The organism is Bradyrhizobium huanghuaihaiense (genome assembly GCF_007830635.1).
Classification (GTDB): domain Bacteria; phylum Pseudomonadota; class Alphaproteobacteria; order Rhizobiales; family Xanthobacteraceae; genus Bradyrhizobium; species Bradyrhizobium huanghuaihaiense.
This window is the reverse complement of record NZ_VLLA01000008.1, coordinates 268393-285808: the sequence shown is the minus strand read 5'-3', so window position 1 is coordinate 285808 and position 17416 is coordinate 268393. Positions and strand designations below refer to the sequence as shown.

Here is a 17416-nt window from a genome sequence, read left to right as displayed (position 1 = left end):
GGTCGGCTTTGCTAAAGCACGCTGTCGCCACAAGTATCGGCAACAATTCGCTTCGGTGGTTATGGGTCCTGGCTTTCGCCAGGACGACAGCGGTTTTCCACGCGGACACCGTTCCCATGCGCGCATCCTCGCCGCCGCCCGCAGCCGCCTTCAGCTCTCCCCGCTCAGCCTCGCGAAATCGTCGAACAGCGCAGCCACCAGCGCGCGGTGGCGGGTGTCCTCGACGGGGAGGCTGGCGGCATAGAGGTTGAGCAGGTAGCGCGCCTTCACCGCGGCCTCGGGCCAGGAGGCGGCGGGCACCGTCATCAGGCGGTGTTCGAGATCGGCCTCGCGCTCGCGCAGCTGCCTGACATTGCTCTCGACCTCGGCCAGCGCGCGGCGCAGGTCGGTCGCCTTCTGCGCGGCCATGCCGCGATGCTTGTCGAGATCGACGGGGTGGTCAGTCATTGGCGACCCTCGCGTCGATTGCTATCGCATCCGCAAGGTCGATGGCGCGGATCGACAGCATCTCGACCGAGCCGAGCACGCCTTCCACGGGCACGATGATCGACGTGCCGACGCGGCGCCAGGCCGAGAAGGTTTCGGTCTCGATCGTCTCCTCGTCGGCGATCACCTGATAGGCGCCCGCCGGCAGCACGCGCTCGATGCCGTGGATGCGGAACGGATGCTTGAACGTGACGGTTTCCCGCCGCGAACGGATGGTCATGCACGCCTGCCTTGCTGCGAGAGCGGGCCCCAAACCGACGCCGGCGATTGCGACCATGCGCTTGTCGCGCGGCAATAGCCAGTACAATCCACCGCGCCGTACGCGGCGTTTTAGTCCTCGCTATTGGCGTGCGGCAGGCGTAGGCTTGCTTACATCACCGCATCTTCCGCTACGGCATCGACCGGTGACTGAGGGTCACGTGCGCTCCCGCCGGGAAACCAGTCACTAGGGCACGTCGTCGTGCGCGTGCAGGAGGATGCGATGTCGCGTTTTCGCGCCTCGGAATGGATCGTTCCGCCTGTTATCGTTCCGCTGTTTCTGCTGCTTCTCGTCTGCGCTGCGGCACTCTTCCATGGCTAGGCCGATCCGCGTGCCCTATCTCGTCTGGGCGACGGGCGAATATGGCAGCACCAATCTCGGCCGCGGCAGCGCGACGGTGGCATTGCGGCTGGCGCGAAAGCTGCTGCGCGACGGCTACATGGACGTGCGCGTCTGCACGCCGCGCGGGCGTGTGCTGCAGGCGGACGAACTCGGCGAACTCGAACCAGAGGAGAGCGACATGGCCAAGGGACAGCAACGCAGCAATCGCGAGGCCAAGAAGCCGAAGAAGGACAAGGCCAAGGTGATCGCCGCAGCGCCAAGCCGCAAGGAGGCGGCCTGGCAGCCGGATTTCGGGCCGGCGAAGAAGAAGTAGGCGGAGGCGAGCGCTGCGCGCTCACCCTCCCCTGGAGGGGGAGGGTCGATCGCGCGGAGCGCGAGCGGGGTGGGGTGATCTCTCCACTCGGGCACTGTTGGATGGGGAGAGACCGTCACCCCACCCCGTCTCGCATTTTCTCTGCGCTCAATGCGAGCCGACCCTCCCCCTCCAGGGGAGGGTAAGAAGCACCATCGTCTCTTCTCCGTCGCGCTTTTCCGCTATACTCGTCCCGGTAGCATCACCCGGAGGCACATCCCGTGGAGCACGCGCGCGACATCGACCGCAAAACCGAGCCGAAAAACCTCGTCATCTGCTGTGACGGGACCGGCAACGAGATCTCGGAGAACATCTCCAACGTTCTGAAGCTCTATCGCTGCCTGCGCAAGACGGACAAGACGCAGCCGCGGCAGATGGTGTTCTACGATCCCGGGGTCGGCACGGTGACGGAGCCGACGACGTGGCACCGCTGGAAGGCCAACATCAATTTGGTGCTGGGGCTCGCCACCGGCTACGGGCTCGATGACAACGTGCTCAGCGCCTATTGCTTCCTGGTCGAGCATTATGCGCCCGGCGACAGGATCTATCTGTTCGGTTTTTCGCGCGGGGCCTACACGGTGCGGGTGCTGGCGGGGCTGATCCACAAGATCGGACTGATCTCGCCGGAGCAGGTGAACCTCGCAGGAAGCGGCATGGTCGCCTACAAGCAATACTCCGGCACCGGGCGCGGCAACGACGTCGAGGACCTCAGCGACGTCGCCGTCGACGACCAGGGGCCGCTGCCGAAGGACGCGTTCGACCTCGCCGCCCAATTCGCGCGCATCACTTCGACGCGCTGGCCGACCATCCACTTCATCGGCGTGTGGGACACGGTGGCGAGCGTGATCGTGCCGCGGCGCGACAATTTCTTCTTCGTGTTCAGCCTGGAGGAGCTCGCCTTCACGCGGCGCAATCCGAGCGTCAACATCTTCCGGCAGGCGATCGCGATCGACGAGCGGCGGCGCATGTTCCGCCTCAACAAGTATGAGGAGCCGCAGGATTATTGGAGCAACCGCTACGTGCCCGAGGAGAAGAAGGTGGCGCAGGACATCCTGCAGGTGTGGTTCGCCGGCGTGCATTGCGACGTCGGCGGCGGCTATGCGGAGGCCGAAAGCGGGGAATCGAAATATCCGCTGATCTGGATGATCGAGGAGGCCGAGAAGGCCGGGCTGAAGTTCAACCCGCGCACCGTGAACCAGCTCGCCTGGGGCGTCCAGCGCAAGAACTCGCCGTTCAAATATGTGCCGCCGGCCTACACGGGGAAGACGGGCGAGCTGCACGATTCGATGAATGCGGCCTGGCTCGTGCTGGAGTATTTGCCGAAGAACGCGAAGTACAGGGAATGGCCGGAGCGGAAGGTCTATTTCGGCCTCTACATCCCCGATTGCGAGCCGCGCCTCATCCCCGAAGGCGCGCATGTGCATGAGAGCGTGCTGAAGCGGATGGCGGTGGAGCCGGGCTACCGGCCGGTGAACATGCCGAAGGATTACGTCACCGTGCCGATGCCGGTGCCGCCGGGGGTGGATGTGGCGGCGGCTGGGGTGGAGGAGGGGGTGACGGGGTGAGGTGGCAGGCTCGCGCCACATCGTCGTCATTGCGAGCGCAGCGAAGCAATCCAGCATCTTTCCGCGGAGGCAGCCTGGATTGCTTCGCTGCGCTCGCAATGACGGTGGTGGGCAGAGTCGCGCAACAACTTTCAGCCGTCGTCCTGGCGAAAGCCAGGACCCATACCGCGTGATCTCTCGATTGCGGAAGGCAGATGTACCGAACGGAAAATCTTCCAAACTCCTCCCTGGGGTAATGGGTCCTGGCTTTCGCCAGGACGACGGCGGAAGTTGAGGCGGCGCTTTCCGCACCCAGCTACCGCCGCTTTCTCCGTTCGCCGCAGCTTTTCATTAAAATTCTCACCCCGACCTTAGCTGGATCGCATCATCTCCTTTGCATCATCCTGCACAGAGCCCGCCGCGAGCCGCGGAGTTGGAGGAGATGTGCCAATGCATCCGCGTAAATATGCCCGCGTGAAACCCGCAGGCCTGGTATCCCGCCAGGCCAAGATCATCACCGACCCGCGCGCGCCGGTGATTCCCTGCACGCTGATCGACTATTCGCCGGGCGGCGCCTGCGTCGATCTCGGCGGCCAGGTGCAGATCCCCGACCGCTTCGAGCTGCTGCATGTGAACACCAAAAAGCGCTGCCGGATCGCGTGGAAGCGCGGCACGCGGGTGGGCGTGGTGTTTTGATTTCGTCGTCGTAGCCGAAGGCGCCGCCGCATCCTCCGCCGTCGTCCCGGCGTAGGCCGGGACCCATACCCACAGGGAAGGGTTTGGCGAAGACTGGTCGTTCGGGATTAGCACTGCCCACAATCGATCGATCACGCGGTGATGGGTCCCGGCCTTCGCCGGGACGACGGCGGTGTATGTGGCGCGCACCTACACCCCTACTTCCGCATCCGCGCCTTTGTCCCCGCGACGATCTGCATGGCGACGCCGCCGGTCCAGCCGAACAAAGCGAGCCAGGTCCAGGCCAAATGCGGGTCGAGGCGGAGCACGATGACGGCGACGGAGGCGAGCGCGGTGAGCGTGGCGCAGAGCGTGCCGGCCGAGCTCAGCAATTCGGCGGCGTCGATGCTGCTGTGCTCTTCATCGAAGGGCATCTGCGGCGTGTCGATGCCGAGATAGAAGCCGACCGCGCCGAGCAGCATCATCAGCAGCAGGAACCCTTGCGTCGTCAGCGGCGCGATCGCCGATCCGACATAGGCGCCGACGAACAGCCCGCACGCGGCCCCCGCCATCGCGAGCCCCACGCGCTCGAACACGTGGGCAGCTTTACGAACACGAAACCGCATGGCCGGCCTCCGCGAGGCATTGACTGCGTGCAAGGTTAGGCCAGTTTCGGGGTGCGTGGAAGGTGAGGAGAGTTACGGATGCGTGAGGGGATGAGGGACGTGCACGAACCACAAGTTCAGTGTCGTCCCGGCGAAAGCCGGGACCCATAACCCCAGGAAGCAGTTTGGCGAAGACTCAAAGTTACGTTGTCAACGCGCACCGCGCGCCATCGTGAGATCACGCGATAAGGGTCCCGGCTTTCGCCGGGACGACACTGGTGACTATAGCACCACCATCGCGCCTCACGCGCCCTCTCCTCATCTCGCCCCGAACGTGGTCTTGCCGAACAGCGCCTTCTGCGTCGAGGGCTGCGAGCGCCAGTATTGCGGCGGGGCTTCGACTTCGCCGCCGAGCTCGGCGGCGGCGTGCCAGCCCCAGCGTGGGTCGTAAAGCATGCCGCGGGCGAGCGCGACCATGTCGGCCTTGCCGCTAGCGACGATCTCCTCGGCGTGCTTTGCCTCGGAGATCAGGCCGACGGCGATGGTGGTCGCTCCCGTCTCGTGGCGGATCGCTTCTGCAAACGGCACCTGATAGCCGGGGCCGAGCGGAATCTTCTGCAGCGGCGAGACGCCGCCGGAGGAGGCATCGATCCAATCGATGCCGCGCGCCTTCAACGCTTTGGCGAATTCGATGGTCTGCGCCAGATCCCAACCGCCCTCGACCCAGTCGGTCGACGACACCCGCATGCCGATCGGCTTGTCGTGCGGGAACACGGCGCGCACGGCGTCGTAGATTTCGAGCGGGAAGCGCATGCGGTTCTCGAGCGAGCCGCCATATTCGTCCGTGCGCCGGTTCGAGATCGGCGACAGGAACTGATGCATGAGATAGCCGTGCGCGCCGTGCAGCTCGATGGCGTCGATGCCGAGCCGGTCGGCGCGCCTGGCGCAGTCGACGAAGGCGTCGCGGATGCGTTTCAGGCCCGCGCTATCCAGCGCGAGCGGGGCGGCCTCGCCCTCCTTGTGCGGCACCGCCGACGGCGCCACCGTCTGCCAGCCGCCCTCACTGATCGGAATCAGCTGGCCACCGTCCCAGGGCCGCGCGCTACTGGCTTTGCGGCCGGCATGAGCGAGCTGCATCCCGATTGCGGTGGAGGAATGCTTGCGCACCGAGGTGAGGATCTGCTTCAGCGCGGCCTCGCAGGCATCGCTGTAGAGCCCGAGGCAGCCCGGCGTGATGCGGCCGATCGCCTCGACATGGGTCGCCTCGATGCAGAACATCGACGCGCCCGACAGGCTGAGATTGTTGATGTGGGTGAAGTGCCAGTCGGTGGCGACGCCGTCGTCGGCCGAATACTGGCACATCGGCGACACCACGACGCGGTTCTTCAACGTCAGGCCGCGCAGCTTGATCGGGGAAAACAGGGCGCTCATGCGGGTTCCGGGGGAATGAGGGATGAAAGCGATTGCATGAAGTTTAGTCAGCCGATGGCGAATTGCCAGCCGCGCGGGAGGCATGCCCGCTGCTGAGGCTATGCATGCGGGCCACTGCTAACTCAGCTGTCATCCGGGGCACGCGAAGCGTGAGCCCGGGATCCATAGCCACAGAATCGGGTTTGGCGAAGATTGGCAATCACCAGTCTCCGTCAAACCTCTCCCTGTGGTTAAGGGTCCCGGGCTCGCGCTTTGCGCGCCCCGAGACGACGGGGGAGATTGAGGCACGACCTAACGGGAACGGCCCGTTACCGCTGGAAAACCCCGCGCCGCAGCTTGCCGATGCGACTCTTGTCCCCGCGCCCGAGCGTGATCGTGGCGTGGGCGGCGAACTCGATCGAATAGCGGCCGTCCTCCATTTTGGTCAGGCCGCAGAGTTCGCCGAGCTCGTCGGCCAGCGCCTTGTCGTCCTCGACGAAAAGACGGTAGTCGTTGAAATCGAAGCGGCGCGGCCCCCGCCACTTCACAGTGGGGAAATAGGTGCGCATGTCGTCGTCGGTCTTGACCACGACGGTGCGGCCCGTCGCCTTGCGAAACAGGTCCGGCGTCTCGATCAGCCGCGCGCGATGGCCTTCGATCGCATAGATGTTCAGCGTCATGATGTGACGCTCGGTGCGGAAGGAGACCGCGACATAGCGGGAGTCGGGCGACCACTCCGCGTAATAGGCATCGGAAGCGGTGTCGAGATTGTTCTCGTGGCTGATGTTATCAAGCACGGCCAGTGGGCGATGCTTCGGCTCCGACATCAGATAGGCGTGAAACTTGTCATGCGCGCCCTCGCCCTCGCCATGAACGGCGATGGCGAGCCGCTTGTTCGGCGCCCACCCGCCCGCGATGATGCCGTACTCGCCCCTCGCATAAGTGTGCTCGGCCGTGGCGCGCGCCTGCGGCGTCGCGGCGAGCAGGACGAAGAGCGCGGCAGCGATGGCGCGGCGAAGTTGCATCACGGTTTGTCGCGGCACAGCGCTCGGGCGTTCACGTCGTCGTCCTGGCGAAAGCCAGGACCCATTGCCCCAGGGAGGAGTTTGACGAAGACTTGTCGTTGGTACTTCGACCTGTCGCACTCGATAGATCACGCGGTATGGGTCCTGGCTTTCGCCAGGACGACGGCGGAGGGTTAGCGCGCCCTACTCCACCAGCGTGAACTGCAGCAGCAGGGTGCGCTGGAGCATCGAAAAATTGTCGTCGGAGACGAGGGTCAGCACGGTCTCGCCTTCCGGCGTGACGTGGGCGTCGATGCCTTCCATGTTGTCGATCTCCTGGCCGAGATCGGCCTTGAACAGCGCGGGGCCGTCGACCAGCGCGCCAGGCGCGATGGACTTCAGGGGGATCGAGCGGATGCGGATGTCGACGCCGGTGAACCAGGAGAATTTGCGCTCGAGGATCAGGAGCTCGCCGGAGGGCAAGAGCACCGCATCGCTGATGTCGAATTTCTCGGTACGGCGGACGCTGAACTGGCCGGGCGTCGGACCGCCGATCAGGAACGCGACCAGATTGCCGTCGGCGTCGAGCCCGCGCTCGGAGAACGCGATCAGGCTGCCGGCGAGAGGTTGGCCCTTCGGCACGAAGACCAGTGCTTCCAACCCCTTGTTGTGCGGCAGCTTGCGAACGCCTGATGGCACCGGGATCGGCTCGCCTCGGGCGCGGACGCCGCCTTTGGCGAAATCGTAGCGCAGGATCTGGTTGACGCGCTCGAGCCCGACATAGACCACATTGCCGTCGCGCGTCAGCGATTCCGAATCCCACCACATGCGCTTCTCGGTGATCGGCCGCCCCTCCGGGCCCAGCAGCGGCGCGGCCTCGACCTCGTCGAGCCCGGCCATGGCCTTGCCGGAATAACGGATGCGGCCGGTGAACCAGCTGCCCTGGTCGGAGATCGCGAGGAAGCGCTCGCCTTTGGCGTCGAGCCGGATGCCGGACAGGCCGCCGAAACCGCGAAAGGGCGAGGTCAGCACCAGGCCGCTGCGATAGTCCAGCGAGCCGAAGCGCGTGCGCGAGCGGTCGCGCGGCTCGAAACTCGGAATGGGGCGCGCATTGACCTCGAGACTCGCTGGCTCGGCAACAGCATGCTCGACCTGGAGCGGGCGCGGTGGCGGCTCGGTCGCCGCTTGCGCCTGCGCCAATCGGGAGAGTGCAAGAGTGGAAAATCCCGCCGCCGCGTGGCCAAGAAAGCTGCGGCGGGATGATTGCGTGCTCACGAATGCAGTTTGCGTCGCGGGCGACCGGCCGGCTGGGTTGGTGCGGTGTTGGTCTCGCTGAAGAGCTCGGCGAGTTTCTCGGTGATGGCGCCGCCGAGTTCTTCCGCGTCCACGATCGTCACCGCGCGGCGATAGTAGCGCGTCACGTCGTGGCCGATGCCGATCGCGATCAGCTCGACCGGCGAGCGGGTCTCGATCTCCTCGATGATGTGGCGCAGGTGCCGCTCGAGATAGTTGCCGGGATTGACCGACAGCGTGGAATCGTCGACCGGCGCGCCGTCCGAGATCATCATCAGGATCTTGCGCTGCTCGGCCCTCGCCAGCAGGCGCTTGTGCGCCCAGTCCAGCGCCTCGCCGTCGATGTTCTCCTTGAGGAGACCCTCGCGCATCATCAGGCCGAGATTTTTTCGCGCACGGCGCCAGGGGGCATCGGCCGACTTGTAGATGATGTGACGGAGATCGTTGAGACGGCCGGGATTGGCCGGCTTGCCGGCGGCAAGCCACGCCTCACGCGATTGCCCGCCCTTCCAGGCGCGCGTGGTGAAGCCCAGAATCTCGACCTTGACGCCGCAACGCTCCAGCGTGCGGGCCAAAATGTCGGCGCAGGTCGCGGCGACCGTGATCGGGCGGCCGCGCATCGAGCCGGAATTGTCGAGCAGCAGCGTCACCACGGTGTCGCGGAACGTCGCCTCCTTCTCGTGCATGAAGGACAGCGGGTGATAGGGATCGGTGACGACGCGCGACAGGCGCGCGGGATCGAGGATGCCCTCTTCGAGGTCGAACTCCCAGGCGCGGTTCTGCTGCGCCATCAGGCGGCGCTGCAGCCGGTTGGCGAGGCGGGCGACGATGCCTTGCAGATGCGCGAGCTGCTTGTCGAGATAGGCGCGCAGGCGCTCCAGCTCGTCATGATCGCACAGGTCTTCGGCGGCGATGACCTCGTCGAACTTGGGCGCGAAGGCGTGATATTCCGGCCCGCGCGGCTCGTTCCTGCCATGCGCGTTCGGACGCGTCGCCTCGCCCGGCGTCTCGTCGTCGCCGAGCTCGCCGTCGTCGAAGGTGTCGGAGGTCGAGGCCTGCGCGCTTTCCATCGCGCTCTCGCTCATCTCCTCGGATGATGCCTGCGCCTGGTCGGCGCTCATCTCCTGTGCGGCGTCGGAATCGGGCGAGCCTTCGGCGCCGGACTGATCGTTGTCGCCGTCCTGGTTCTCGTCGTTGTCCTCATCGTCCTCGCTGTCGGCGTTGCGCTCGTCGCCGAGCTCGAGCGCCGACAACAGATCATGCACGGCGTCGCCGAACCTGGCCTGGTCCTCGACCACGCCATCGAGCCGGTCGAGCCGCCTGCCGATCTTGTCTTCGAGGATGGGCCGCCAGAGATCGACCATCTTCTTCGCCGCCGTCGGCGGCGCCATGCCGGTGAGGCGCTCGCGCACCAGCATCGCCAGCGCGTCCGCGAGCGGCGCATCGGCGCGGTCGGTGATCTCGTCGAACTTGCCGCGATGGAAATGGTCGTCGAGCATCGCGGTGAGGTTTTTCGCAACGCCCGCCATGCGGCGCGCGCCGATCGCCTCGACCCTCGCCTGCTCCACCGCCTCGAACACGCCGCGCGCCTGCGGATTGCCGGGCATCAGCTTGCGATGAACCTTGGGATCGTGACAGGCGATCTTGAGCGCGATGGAGTCGGCGTGGCCGCGCACGATGGCGGCGTCACGCTTGGTCATCTTGCGCGCCGGCTCGGGCAGCCGCGCCTTGCCCGGTGCAAGCCCAGGACGCTCGGCCGCGAAGGAGACGTCGAGCTCGGGCGATTTCGCGATCGCCTTGAGGCAGGAGGCGACCGAGCGCTTGAACGGCTCGGTCGGCGCTTCCTTGCTGCTACGGAATTTGGAGTTTGATGATGATGTGCTCATCTCGATCTCACCGTCGTCCCGGCGAAGGCCGGGACCCATAACCACAGGCAGCGGTCGTTGAGCACACAGCCGACTCCGATCTTCGCAAAACCACGGCCTGTGGTTATGGGTCCCGGATCTGCGCTCCGCTTCGCTGCGCTTGTCCGGGACGACATCTCAAACCTCAGCTGAGCGCCACGTTGACTGCCGATTCCGGCAGCTCCGCGTTGAAGCAGCGCTGGTAGAACTCGGCGACCAGGGGACGCTCGAGCTCGTCGCACTTGTTGAGGAAGGTGACGCGGAAGGCGAAGCCGATGTCGCCGAAGATGTCGGAGTTTTCCGCCCAGGTGATCACCGTGCGCGGGCTCATCACCGTCGACAGATCGCCATTGGCGAAGGCGTTACGGGTGAGATCGGCAAGGCGGACCATCTTGTTGACGATGTCGCGGCCTTCCTGGGTGCGATAGTGCTTGGCCTTGGCCAGCACGATCTCGACTTCCTCGTCATGGCTGAGATAGTTCAGCGTGGTGACGATCGACCAGCGGTCCATCTGGCCCTGGTTGATCTGCTGGGTGCCGTGATAGAGGCCCGAGGTGTCGCCGAGGCCAACCGTATTCGCCGTGGCAAAAAGCCGGAAGGCCGGATGCGGCTTGATCACCTTGTTCTGGTCGAGCAGCGTCAGGCGGCCCGAGACTTCGAGCACGCGCTGGATCACGAACATGACGTCCGGGCGGCCGGCGTCGTATTCGTCGAACACCAGCGCGACGTTGTTCTGCAGCGCCCAGGGCAAAATGCCGTCACGGAATTCGGTGACCTGCTTGCCGTCGCGGACCACGATGGAGTCCTTGCCGACGAGGTCGATACGGCTGATGTGGCTGTCGAGGTTGACGCGCACGCAGGGCCAGTTCAGGCGCGCGGCGACCTGCTCGATATGGGTGGATTTGCCGGTGCCGTGATAGCCGGTCACCATCACGCGGCGGTTGCGGGCGAAGCCGGCGAGAATGGCGAGCGTGGTGGCGCGGTCGAAGCGATAGTCGGAATCGACTTCGGGCACATGAGGATCGACTTCGGAATAGGCCGGCACTTCGAGATCGCTGTCGATCCCGAACACCTGGCGGACCGACACCTTCATGTCGGGCAGACCGGAAACTTCCTCAACTTTTGACATGGCGGCGGTCGTCATCAATCCTCCGAGGCCCCGGGCGATCCCGAGACCAGTTATTGCACGTTGGCTGCGGCTGGGTGCGCTTTCGAACCTATCAGAGACAACGTGCTGGCAGAAGCCCGCCCCTCAATCAAAGTTCCGTTGTCTTTTCATTTAGATAGGTGAGGAACGCAGTTTTGGGAGGGCTGCCTTGCGAATCACGCTCGAATTTCGGGCGGGGTAACGGGGCTGCCCACGCAAATGGCACTTTCGCCGCCTCTCCCTACATATGTAGGGTCCGAACCGAAAAGCCCCAGCCCGCCACAGAGACGACGTGACGTCCTTCCTCGATCCCCTCATCGCCTTCGTCTCGGCCCATGCGTGGCTGGCCTATCTGACCCTGTTCCTGGCGGCCCTTCTGGAGGCCGTGCCGGTGGTGGGATCGGTGATCCCCGGCTCGACCATCATCCTGGCGCTGAGCGCCCTGATTCCGGGCGGCGAGCTGAAGCTGCCATGGGTGCTGCTGGCGGCCGTCCTCGGCGCCATGCTCGGCGACGGCTCGGCCTACTGGATCGGGCACCGGCAGCAGCGCGAGATCCTCAACGCCTGGCCGCTGACCAACTATCCCCGCGTGGTCGCCGAGAGCGAGACCTTCTTCCACCGCTTCGGCACCTGGGCCGTCTTCTTCGCCCGCTTCGTGCCGCCGATCCGCGCCTTCGTGCCGGTGACCGCCGGCGCACTGGGGATGACGCCCACCAGATTCTATACGGTGAACATCCCGGCGATCCTGGTCTGGGCCCCCGCCCATGTGCTGCCGGGCGTGCTGGCGGTGACGGCGCTGCACGAATATGCCGGGCTGCACCACCATGGGCACGTCGGCAAGCATCTCTGGATGCTGACCGTGGTTGGGGTTGCGATCGTGGGGGGCGTAGCGGTGTGGATCTATCGCCAGCGGAATGGCGGTGTCGCGGAAGCGAAGCCGCGGGGCTAATTAGCTTTGGCTGCTGCGGCGACGGAGGTGCGCTCCCTCCCCCGCTTGCGGGGGAGGGTTGGGGAGAGGGTGCTTCCCCAATCGAGAACCCCCAAGAGGAGAGAGCCCTCACCCGCGCCTTCGGCGCGACCTCTCCCGCAAGCGGGAGAGGTTAAGACCCACCCACCCTTCGCCCCGGTGCCGGCCCCACATACCTTGCCCTTGGCCGGATCAGCTTGCCGAACTGCAATTGCTCGCTGGCGTGCGCAATCCAGCCGACGCTGCGGGCCATGGCGAACAGCGCGAGCTCGCTGCCGGCAGGCAGGCGCAGCGCGTGGACGAGCACGGCGAGCGCATAGTCGATGTTGACGAGCTCGCCGGTCGCCTCGACGATCCGCTCCGGTACTTCTTTCGTGAATTTCCTTGGCGCGCCGGCGCGCGACAAGGCGTTCAGCAGCGATTGCGCGCGGGGATCGCCGCGCTTGTAGACGCCGTGGCCGAATCCGGCAAAGCGCTCGCCGAGCGCGACGCGCTCGCGCACCATCGGGGCGACGTCGCGATCGATCAGCGTTTTCACCAGTTGCGAGGCGAGCACGCCGGCGCCGCCATGCTTCGGTCCTTTCAGCGCGGCTAGTCCGGCGATGACGGAGTCGTAGAGGTTGAGGCCGGTCGAGGCCGCGCAGCGCGCGGTGAAGGTCGAGGCGTTCAGCTCGTGATCGGCGAGGAGAACGAGCGCGCGGCGGATCAGATCGGGCGCGTGCTTGTTATCGGGCGCCCAGGCACGCGCGACCTGCTGATGCAGCGGCTCGGCCGACGGTTCGACGTTGAGCATGGTCGCGACCAGCAGGCGGACGATGCGCGCGCCGACCATGGCGCGGCCATCGGGCGCGCGGGTGAAGGCGCGGGGATCGGCGCTGGTGGCGAGCGCCAGCACGGCGATGGCGCGGTCGATCGGCGCCGCCCTGCGCGCGGCTTCCGCGATCGCGCACATCTCATCGGACATCACGGGCTGATTGTCGGGCGCGAAGGGATCGACGTCGGCGACGTCCCACAGCAGCGTCGCGGTGTGCTCCAGCGTGTCGTTTTCGGCGAGATCGACGCAATTGACGCCGCGATAGATCGCACCCTCCTCGGTGATGGTCGAGATCTCCGTGTCCATCACCGGCAGGTCGGCATCGAAACTGCGCAGGCCGCGCGGTTCCGGCGAGGGCACCCGGCGCTCCTTGAGCGCTCGGACGTCCTCGGCGCGGTAGCGGTTCTTGCGCGAGTCCGGCGTCGGCTCGGAGCGCATCAGGCCGCGGCTGACATAGGCGTAGAGCGTGGCCGGCGAGATCGCGAGCTCGGCGGCGGCTTCCCGGGCGGAGAGGTAGAGCTCGCCAGAATTTTTCATATTGATTTATGTAATCAAGATTGATCAATCTGTCGAGAGGACCGACCTTTCCCCTGCGTGCAATGCAAAAGGGAGATTGGGCCATGAACATCCACCTCACCAAAAGCCAGATCGGACTGGACGGCGTTCCCGCGGCCGAGACCGTGCTGAGCCATGTCGACGGCGAGCGCGGCGAGCTGATCATCGCCGGCGAGCATGTCGGCCGCCTCGCCGCCAAATCGAGCTTCGAGGGCGTCACCGCCCGGCTCTGGAACGGCGCCAGCAAGACGACCTTAAGCGAAGCCAATGTGCGGGCGAGCCTGGGCGCGGCGCGCGAGCGCGCCTTCGCGCGGCTGGACGAGTTGCTGCCGGCGACCCGCGGCATGGGCATCGTCGACGGGTTTCGCGCGGCGGTCGCCGGACTTCGCGCCGAGCACGGGCTCGAACATGAGGCAACCATCGTCGGCGCATTTCCAGTGATCGCGGGCGCGCTGGTCCGGCGCGCCAAGGGGCTCGAGCCGATCGCGCCCGATCCAAACGTGAGCCATGCCGCCGACACGCTGCGCATGCTGCACGGGCGCTCGCCCGCGGCGCGCGAGGTCACCGCGCTCGATGCCTATCTCGTCACCGCCAGCGACCACGGCATGAACGCCTCGACCTTCACCGCGCGCGTGGTGGCCTCGACGCAGGCCGATCTGTTTGCCGCGGTGACGGCGGGCTATTGCGCGCTCACGGGTCCGCTGCATGGCGGCGCGCCGGAGCCGGTGCTGGAAATGCTGGACGCGATCGGCTCGCGCGAGCGCATCCAGCCCTGGGTGGATGCGGCGCTGGCGCGCGGCGAGCGCATGATGGGCTTTGGTCACCGCATCTACCGCGTGCGCGATCCGCGCGCGGACGTGCTGAAGACCGCGGTCGAGGCGCTGGCGTCCAACGGTACCGATCTGCCGTTTGCCGGCGAGGTCGAGGCCTATATCCGCGCGGCCTTGCGGAAGAAAAATCCGGAGCGCCCGCTGGAGACCAACGTCGAGTTCTTCACCGCGATCCTGCTCGATGCGCTGGCGATCCCACGGCAGGCGTTCACGCCGATCTTCGCGGTGGCCCGTTCAGCGGGATGGACCGCGCATGCGCGCGAGCAGCAGCGCACGGGACGGTTGATCCGGCCGAGTTCGTCCTATGTGGGGGCGATGCCGGAGACGTGAGATTTCGCGGACGTCTCCGCGAGTCCGCACTCGTAGGGTGGGCAAAGGCGCACTTGCGCCGTGCCCACCACCTATCTGAAATTGCCAGGGAAGTCGTGGGCACGCGTCGCTTTGCCCACCCTACGATACGGTCGTCCCGGCGAAGGCCGGGACCCATACCGCGTGATTTATCGGTGAAGGTAGGTGCCAGTACCGCAGGAAGATCTTCACTACGGGTCTTCGCCAAACTACTCCCTGGGGTTATGGGTCCCGGCCCCCCGTGCGCAATTGCGCACTAGGCCGGGACGACACCGAGAGTGTGGCTGCGACTTCCGCTCCTCCGAGAGAACGCTAGGCGAGGCCTCAGGCCTCCCGCACCACCGTCTTCAGATAATTATACGCCTTGATGATCTCGATCAGGCGATCCTCGGTAGAGCGGTCGCCGCCATTGGCGTCGGGGTGGTGCTGCTTGACCAGCGCCTTGTACTTGCTCTTGACGTCGGCGAGCGTGGCGTCGGGACCGAGGCCCATGACCTGGAGCGCCTTGCGCTCGGCGTTCATGACCTTGCGCGTCTCGGCCTTGGGCTGGGCGTCCGGGCCCTTGCGCCAGTTGGCGCGGCCGTTGATCTCGCTGAACATGCTGAACGGATCGGACGCCATGTCGATCTCGGCTTCCGCACCCTTCTTGCCGCCATTGGCGCCCATCTTCCAGGTCGGGCGGTGGCCGGTCAGCGCGTCCTTCTGGTAGCGCGCGACGGCGTCGGCATTCATGCCGGAGAAGAAATTGTAGTTCTGGTTGTACTCGCGCACATGGTCGAGGCAGAAGTGCCAGTACTCGCGCTGGTTCTCGCGCCCCTTCGGCGCACGGTGCGCGCCCTTGTTCGCGCAGCCCGCCCACTCGCAGTTGACCACGGTGTCGCGCGGCTTCACTTCCGGCTGCTTGCCTCGCGGCTTCACGCGGATGGAGTCGAAGAACTTTGATGAATCGATCGGCATGGCTGACTTTGACTACGCAATGCAAAAACCTTCAAGTCTTGACATTGCATTTAGCTGACCACCCCGGCAATTGACGGGGCGCTTGCGCACGCTTTAATGGCACTCATGGTTATGAAAGATACTATCAGCAACAAGTTGCAGGAAGCTTTCACCCCGGAAAGCCTGCAAGTCGTCGACGAGTCACATTTGCATGAGGGTCACGCCGGCCATCGGCCGAGCGGCGAGACGCATTTTCGGGTTTATATCGTGTCTGATGCCTTCAAAGGGAAGACCCGGGTCGAGCGCCATCGCATGATAAATTCGGCGCTGGCCGCGGAACTTTCCGGCAGCGTGCACGCACTGGCGATCCACGCACAGGCGCCGGGGGAAGGCTGATCGCTTACCCTCCCCTGGAGGGGGAGGGTCGCTACGCATGAAGCGTAGCGCAATGCGTAGCGGGGTGGGGTGACGGTCTCTCCGCAATGAACAGTGCCCGTGTGGAGAGATCACCCCACCCCGCTCGCGCTACGCGCGATCGACCCTCCCCCTCCAGGGGAGGGTGGGAAATCAAAACGACGTTCCGGCCCTTCTCGGCCTGGGTTCTTCCATCTCGGCCTCGCGCGGCACCGGTGAAATACGGAGCGCGGTGATGCGGTTGCGTTCGCGGCGGAGGACGCGGAAGCGGAAGCCGTGGAAGGTGAAGCTCTGGCCGCGGTCGGGGATCGAGCGCGCCTCGTGGATGACGAGGCCGGCGACCGTGGTTGCCTCCTCATCGGGCAGATGCCAGTCCATGGCGCGGTTGAGATCGCGGATCGGCACCGAGCCGTCGACCACGACCGAGCCGTCCGGCTGGGCGCGCACGCCGGCGACCACGACGTCGTGCTCGTCGGAGATGTCGCCGACGATTTCTTCCAAAATGTCTTCCAGCGTCACGAGACCTTCAACTTCGCCGTACTCGTCGACCACGAGCGCGAAATGGGTCTTGCGGCGGCGGAACGCCTTGAGCTGCTCGGCGAGCGGCCGCATCTCCGGCACGAACCAGGGCGGCAGCGCGATGGTGGATACGTCGATGCGCGAGGTGTCGCCGTCGGAGGCGCGGATCGCGCGCAACAGATCCTTGGCGTGCAGCACGCCGATGATGTTTTCCGGCTTCTCGCGCCAGAGCGGAATGCGGGTGTATTCGGTCGCCAGCACCTCGCGCACCAGATCGTCCGGCGGCATGTCGGCGTTGATCATCATCATCTCGGTGCGGTGGATCATGACGTCGGAGACCTGGAGCTCGCGCAAGTCCAGCAGGCCGCCGAGCATGTCGCGGTCCTGCTTCTCGACCTTGCCCTCGTGGTGCAGGAGGTCGACCGCGCCGCGCAGGCGCTCGGTCGGCGACAGGATCGCCTGGTGCTCGCCGGCGAGGCCGAACAGCCGCATCAGCAGGCGCACGATGACTTCGACCACCGTCAACAACGGCCCGAGCACATACATCGTCAGCCGCATCGGCCGCGCCACGGCGAGCGCGACGCGGTCGGGCGCGTTGATGGCGATGGTTTTTGGCAGGACTTCCGCGAAGATCACGACCAGCGCGGTCATCACGCCGGTCGCATAGAGCACGCCGACATCGCCGAACCAGGACGTGAAGATGCCGGTGGCAAGCGCAGACGCCCCGATATTGGCGATGTTGTTGCCGAGCAGCAGTGCGCCGATCAGCCGCTCGCGCATGTCGAGCAGCTGGGAGACGACATCGGCCTCGTGATGACCTTGTTTCGACAGCCGCAGCATGCTGGCGCGCGAGGCGCCGGTCAGCGCGGTCTCGCTCGCGGCGAAGAACGCCGAGACCAGCAGGCAGAGGACGACGATGGTGAATCCGAGCCAGTCCATGCACCACTCTATTCTGACGCGTTTTCCTGGCGCGAACCGGTATCCACTTCGCTGGAAAACGCTTTAGCGAAAT

At 65.7% G+C, this 17416-nt stretch carries 17 protein-coding genes; 6 read left to right on the top strand and 11 right to left on the bottom strand.

The features are described from left to right. Positions 1-150: 150 nt before the first annotated feature. Positions 151-447 (bottom strand): hypothetical protein, encoded by a 297-nt coding sequence (locus IQ16_RS19135; RefSeq protein WP_018643478.1) that lies wholly within the window; start codon positions 445-447, stop codon positions 151-153. Next, positions 440-706 (bottom strand): hypothetical protein, encoded by a 267-nt coding sequence (locus tag IQ16_RS19130; RefSeq protein WP_026312066.1) that lies wholly within the window; start codon positions 704-706, stop codon positions 440-442. The genes IQ16_RS19135 and IQ16_RS19130 overlap by 8 nt, the downstream gene beginning before the upstream one ends. Before the next feature lie 352 nt (positions 707-1058). Here IQ16_RS19130 and IQ16_RS19125 point away from each other — a divergent pair, with 352 nt between their 5' ends. The 3 genes from IQ16_RS19125 (at position 1059) to IQ16_RS19110 (ending at position 3679) form a co-directional block, all read left to right on the top strand. Then, the gene (locus IQ16_RS19125; protein WP_167526334.1) at positions 1059-1400 is read left to right on the top strand and encodes a hypothetical protein; all 342 of its coding nucleotides are present in this window, start codon (positions 1059-1061) and stop codon (positions 1398-1400) included. Positions 1401-1660: 260 nt separating this feature from the next. After that, complete coding sequence (locus IQ16_RS19120) at positions 1661-3004, top strand: T6SS phospholipase effector Tle1-like catalytic domain-containing protein (RefSeq protein ID WP_145831667.1); 1344 nt, start codon at positions 1661-1663, stop codon at positions 3002-3004. A gap of 429 nt (positions 3005-3433) precedes the next feature. Continuing rightward, positions 3434-3679, top strand: coding sequence for a PilZ domain-containing protein (locus tag IQ16_RS19110; RefSeq protein WP_026312067.1), 246 nt, complete (start codon positions 3434-3436; stop codon positions 3677-3679). Positions 3680-3876: 197 nt separating this feature from the next. Here the strand turns inward: IQ16_RS19110 and IQ16_RS19105 are convergent, their stop codons facing one another. The 6 genes from IQ16_RS19105 to cobS all read right to left on the bottom strand — a co-directional run bounded on the left by IQ16_RS19105 (position 3877) and on the right by cobS (position 11018). Further along, the gene (locus IQ16_RS19105) at positions 3877-4284 is read right to left on the bottom strand and encodes a hypothetical protein (protein ID WP_018643483.1); all 408 of its coding nucleotides are present in this window, start codon (positions 4282-4284) and stop codon (positions 3877-3879) included. A 297-nt stretch (positions 4285-4581) separates the two neighbouring features. Next, the gene (locus IQ16_RS19100; protein WP_018643484.1) at positions 4582-5694 is read right to left on the bottom strand and encodes an NADH:flavin oxidoreductase/NADH oxidase; all 1113 of its coding nucleotides are present in this window, start codon (positions 5692-5694) and stop codon (positions 4582-4584) included. 308 nt (positions 5695-6002) lie between these two features. Continuing rightward, on the bottom strand, positions 6003-6698 hold the full coding sequence (locus IQ16_RS19095) for a hypothetical protein (protein ID WP_018643485.1): 696 nt from the start codon (positions 6696-6698) through the stop codon (positions 6003-6005). A 183-nt stretch (positions 6699-6881) separates the two neighbouring features. Beyond that, positions 6882-7952, bottom strand: a complete 1071-nt coding sequence (locus IQ16_RS19085; RefSeq protein ID WP_018643486.1) for an esterase-like activity of phytase family protein — start codon at positions 7950-7952, stop codon at positions 6882-6884. Then, positions 7949-9856 carry a cobaltochelatase subunit CobT gene (gene cobT, locus IQ16_RS19080; RefSeq protein ID WP_026312068.1) on the bottom strand — a complete coding sequence of 636 codons (1908 nt, stop codon included), beginning with the start codon at positions 9854-9856 and terminating at the stop codon, positions 7949-7951. The genes IQ16_RS19085 and cobT overlap by 4 nt, the downstream gene beginning before the upstream one ends. Before the next feature lie 163 nt (positions 9857-10019). Beyond that, a complete protein-coding gene (cobS, locus tag IQ16_RS19075) occupies positions 10020-11018 on the bottom strand; it encodes a cobaltochelatase subunit CobS (RefSeq protein WP_018643488.1) in 999 nt (332 codons plus the stop codon). A gap of 295 nt (positions 11019-11313) precedes the next feature. Between cobS and IQ16_RS19070 the strand changes: the two genes are divergently transcribed. After that, complete coding sequence (locus tag IQ16_RS19070) at positions 11314-11970, top strand: DedA family protein (protein WP_018643489.1); 657 nt, start codon at positions 11314-11316, stop codon at positions 11968-11970. Between the two features lie 151 nt (positions 11971-12121). On the opposite strand, the gene IQ16_RS19060 is transcribed toward IQ16_RS19070, so the two are convergent. Next, entirely contained in the window at positions 12122-13339 is a 1218-nt protein-coding gene (locus IQ16_RS19060) for a citrate synthase family protein (RefSeq protein WP_018643490.1), read from the bottom strand. Between the two features lie 83 nt (positions 13340-13422). Here IQ16_RS19060 and IQ16_RS19055 point away from each other — a divergent pair, with 83 nt between their 5' ends. Continuing rightward, positions 13423-14517, top strand: coding sequence for a citrate synthase/methylcitrate synthase (locus tag IQ16_RS19055; protein WP_018643491.1), 1095 nt, complete (start codon positions 13423-13425; stop codon positions 14515-14517). A 342-nt stretch (positions 14518-14859) separates the two neighbouring features. Here the strand turns inward: IQ16_RS19055 and IQ16_RS19045 are convergent, their stop codons facing one another. Beyond that, entirely contained in the window at positions 14860-15492 is a 633-nt protein-coding gene (locus IQ16_RS19045; protein ID WP_018643492.1) for a J domain-containing protein, read from the bottom strand. 105 nt (positions 15493-15597) lie between these two features. Here IQ16_RS19045 and IQ16_RS19040 point away from each other — a divergent pair, with 105 nt between their 5' ends. Then, positions 15598-15867, top strand: a complete 270-nt coding sequence (locus tag IQ16_RS19040) for a BolA family protein (RefSeq protein WP_026312069.1) — start codon at positions 15598-15600, stop codon at positions 15865-15867. Positions 15868-16038: 171 nt separating this feature from the next. On the opposite strand, the gene IQ16_RS19035 is transcribed toward IQ16_RS19040, so the two are convergent. Then, positions 16039-17343 carry an HlyC/CorC family transporter gene (locus tag IQ16_RS19035; RefSeq protein WP_018643494.1) on the bottom strand — a complete coding sequence of 435 codons (1305 nt, stop codon included), beginning with the start codon at positions 17341-17343 and terminating at the stop codon, positions 16039-16041. Positions 17344-17416 lie beyond the last annotated feature (73 nt).

What these genes read in the sequence shown, in the direction of transcription:
- IQ16_RS19135 (WP_018643478.1), bottom strand. Translation starts at nt 447, where the DNA reads ATGACTGACCACCCCGTCGATCTCGACAAGCATCGCGGCATGGCCGCG.
- IQ16_RS19130 (WP_026312066.1), bottom strand. Translation starts at nt 706, where the DNA reads ATGACCATCCGTTCGCGGCGGGAAACCGTCACGTTCAAGCATCCGTTC.
- IQ16_RS19125 (WP_167526334.1), top strand. Translation starts at nt 1,059, where the DNA reads ATGGCTAGGCCGATCCGCGTGCCCTATCTCGTCTGGGCGACGGGCGAA.
- IQ16_RS19110 (WP_026312067.1), top strand. Translation starts at nt 3,434, where the DNA reads ATGCATCCGCGTAAATATGCCCGCGTGAAACCCGCAGGCCTGGTATCC.
- IQ16_RS19105 (WP_018643483.1), bottom strand. Translation starts at nt 4,284, where the DNA reads ATGCGGTTTCGTGTTCGTAAAGCTGCCCACGTGTTCGAGCGCGTGGGG.
- IQ16_RS19100 (WP_018643484.1), bottom strand. Translation starts at nt 5,694, where the DNA reads ATGAGCGCCCTGTTTTCCCCGATCAAGCTGCGCGGCCTGACGTTGAAG.
- IQ16_RS19095 (WP_018643485.1), bottom strand. Translation starts at nt 6,698, where the DNA reads ATGCAACTTCGCCGCGCCATCGCTGCCGCGCTCTTCGTCCTGCTCGCC.
- cobT (WP_026312068.1), bottom strand. Translation starts at nt 9,856, where the DNA reads ATGAGCACATCATCATCAAACTCCAAATTCCGTAGCAGCAAGGAAGCG.
- cobS (WP_018643488.1), bottom strand. Translation starts at nt 11,018, where the DNA reads ATGACGACCGCCGCCATGTCAAAAGTTGAGGAAGTTTCCGGTCTGCCC.
- IQ16_RS19060 (WP_018643490.1), bottom strand. Translation starts at nt 13,339, where the DNA reads ATGAAAAATTCTGGCGAGCTCTACCTCTCCGCCCGGGAAGCCGCCGCC.
- IQ16_RS19055 (WP_018643491.1), top strand. Translation starts at nt 13,423, where the DNA reads ATGAACATCCACCTCACCAAAAGCCAGATCGGACTGGACGGCGTTCCC.
- IQ16_RS19045 (WP_018643492.1), bottom strand. Translation starts at nt 15,492, where the DNA reads ATGCCGATCGATTCATCAAAGTTCTTCGACTCCATCCGCGTGAAGCCG.
- IQ16_RS19040 (WP_026312069.1), top strand. Translation starts at nt 15,598, where the DNA reads ATGGTTATGAAAGATACTATCAGCAACAAGTTGCAGGAAGCTTTCACC.
- IQ16_RS19035 (WP_018643494.1), bottom strand. Translation starts at nt 17,343, where the DNA reads ATGGACTGGCTCGGATTCACCATCGTCGTCCTCTGCCTGCTGGTCTCG.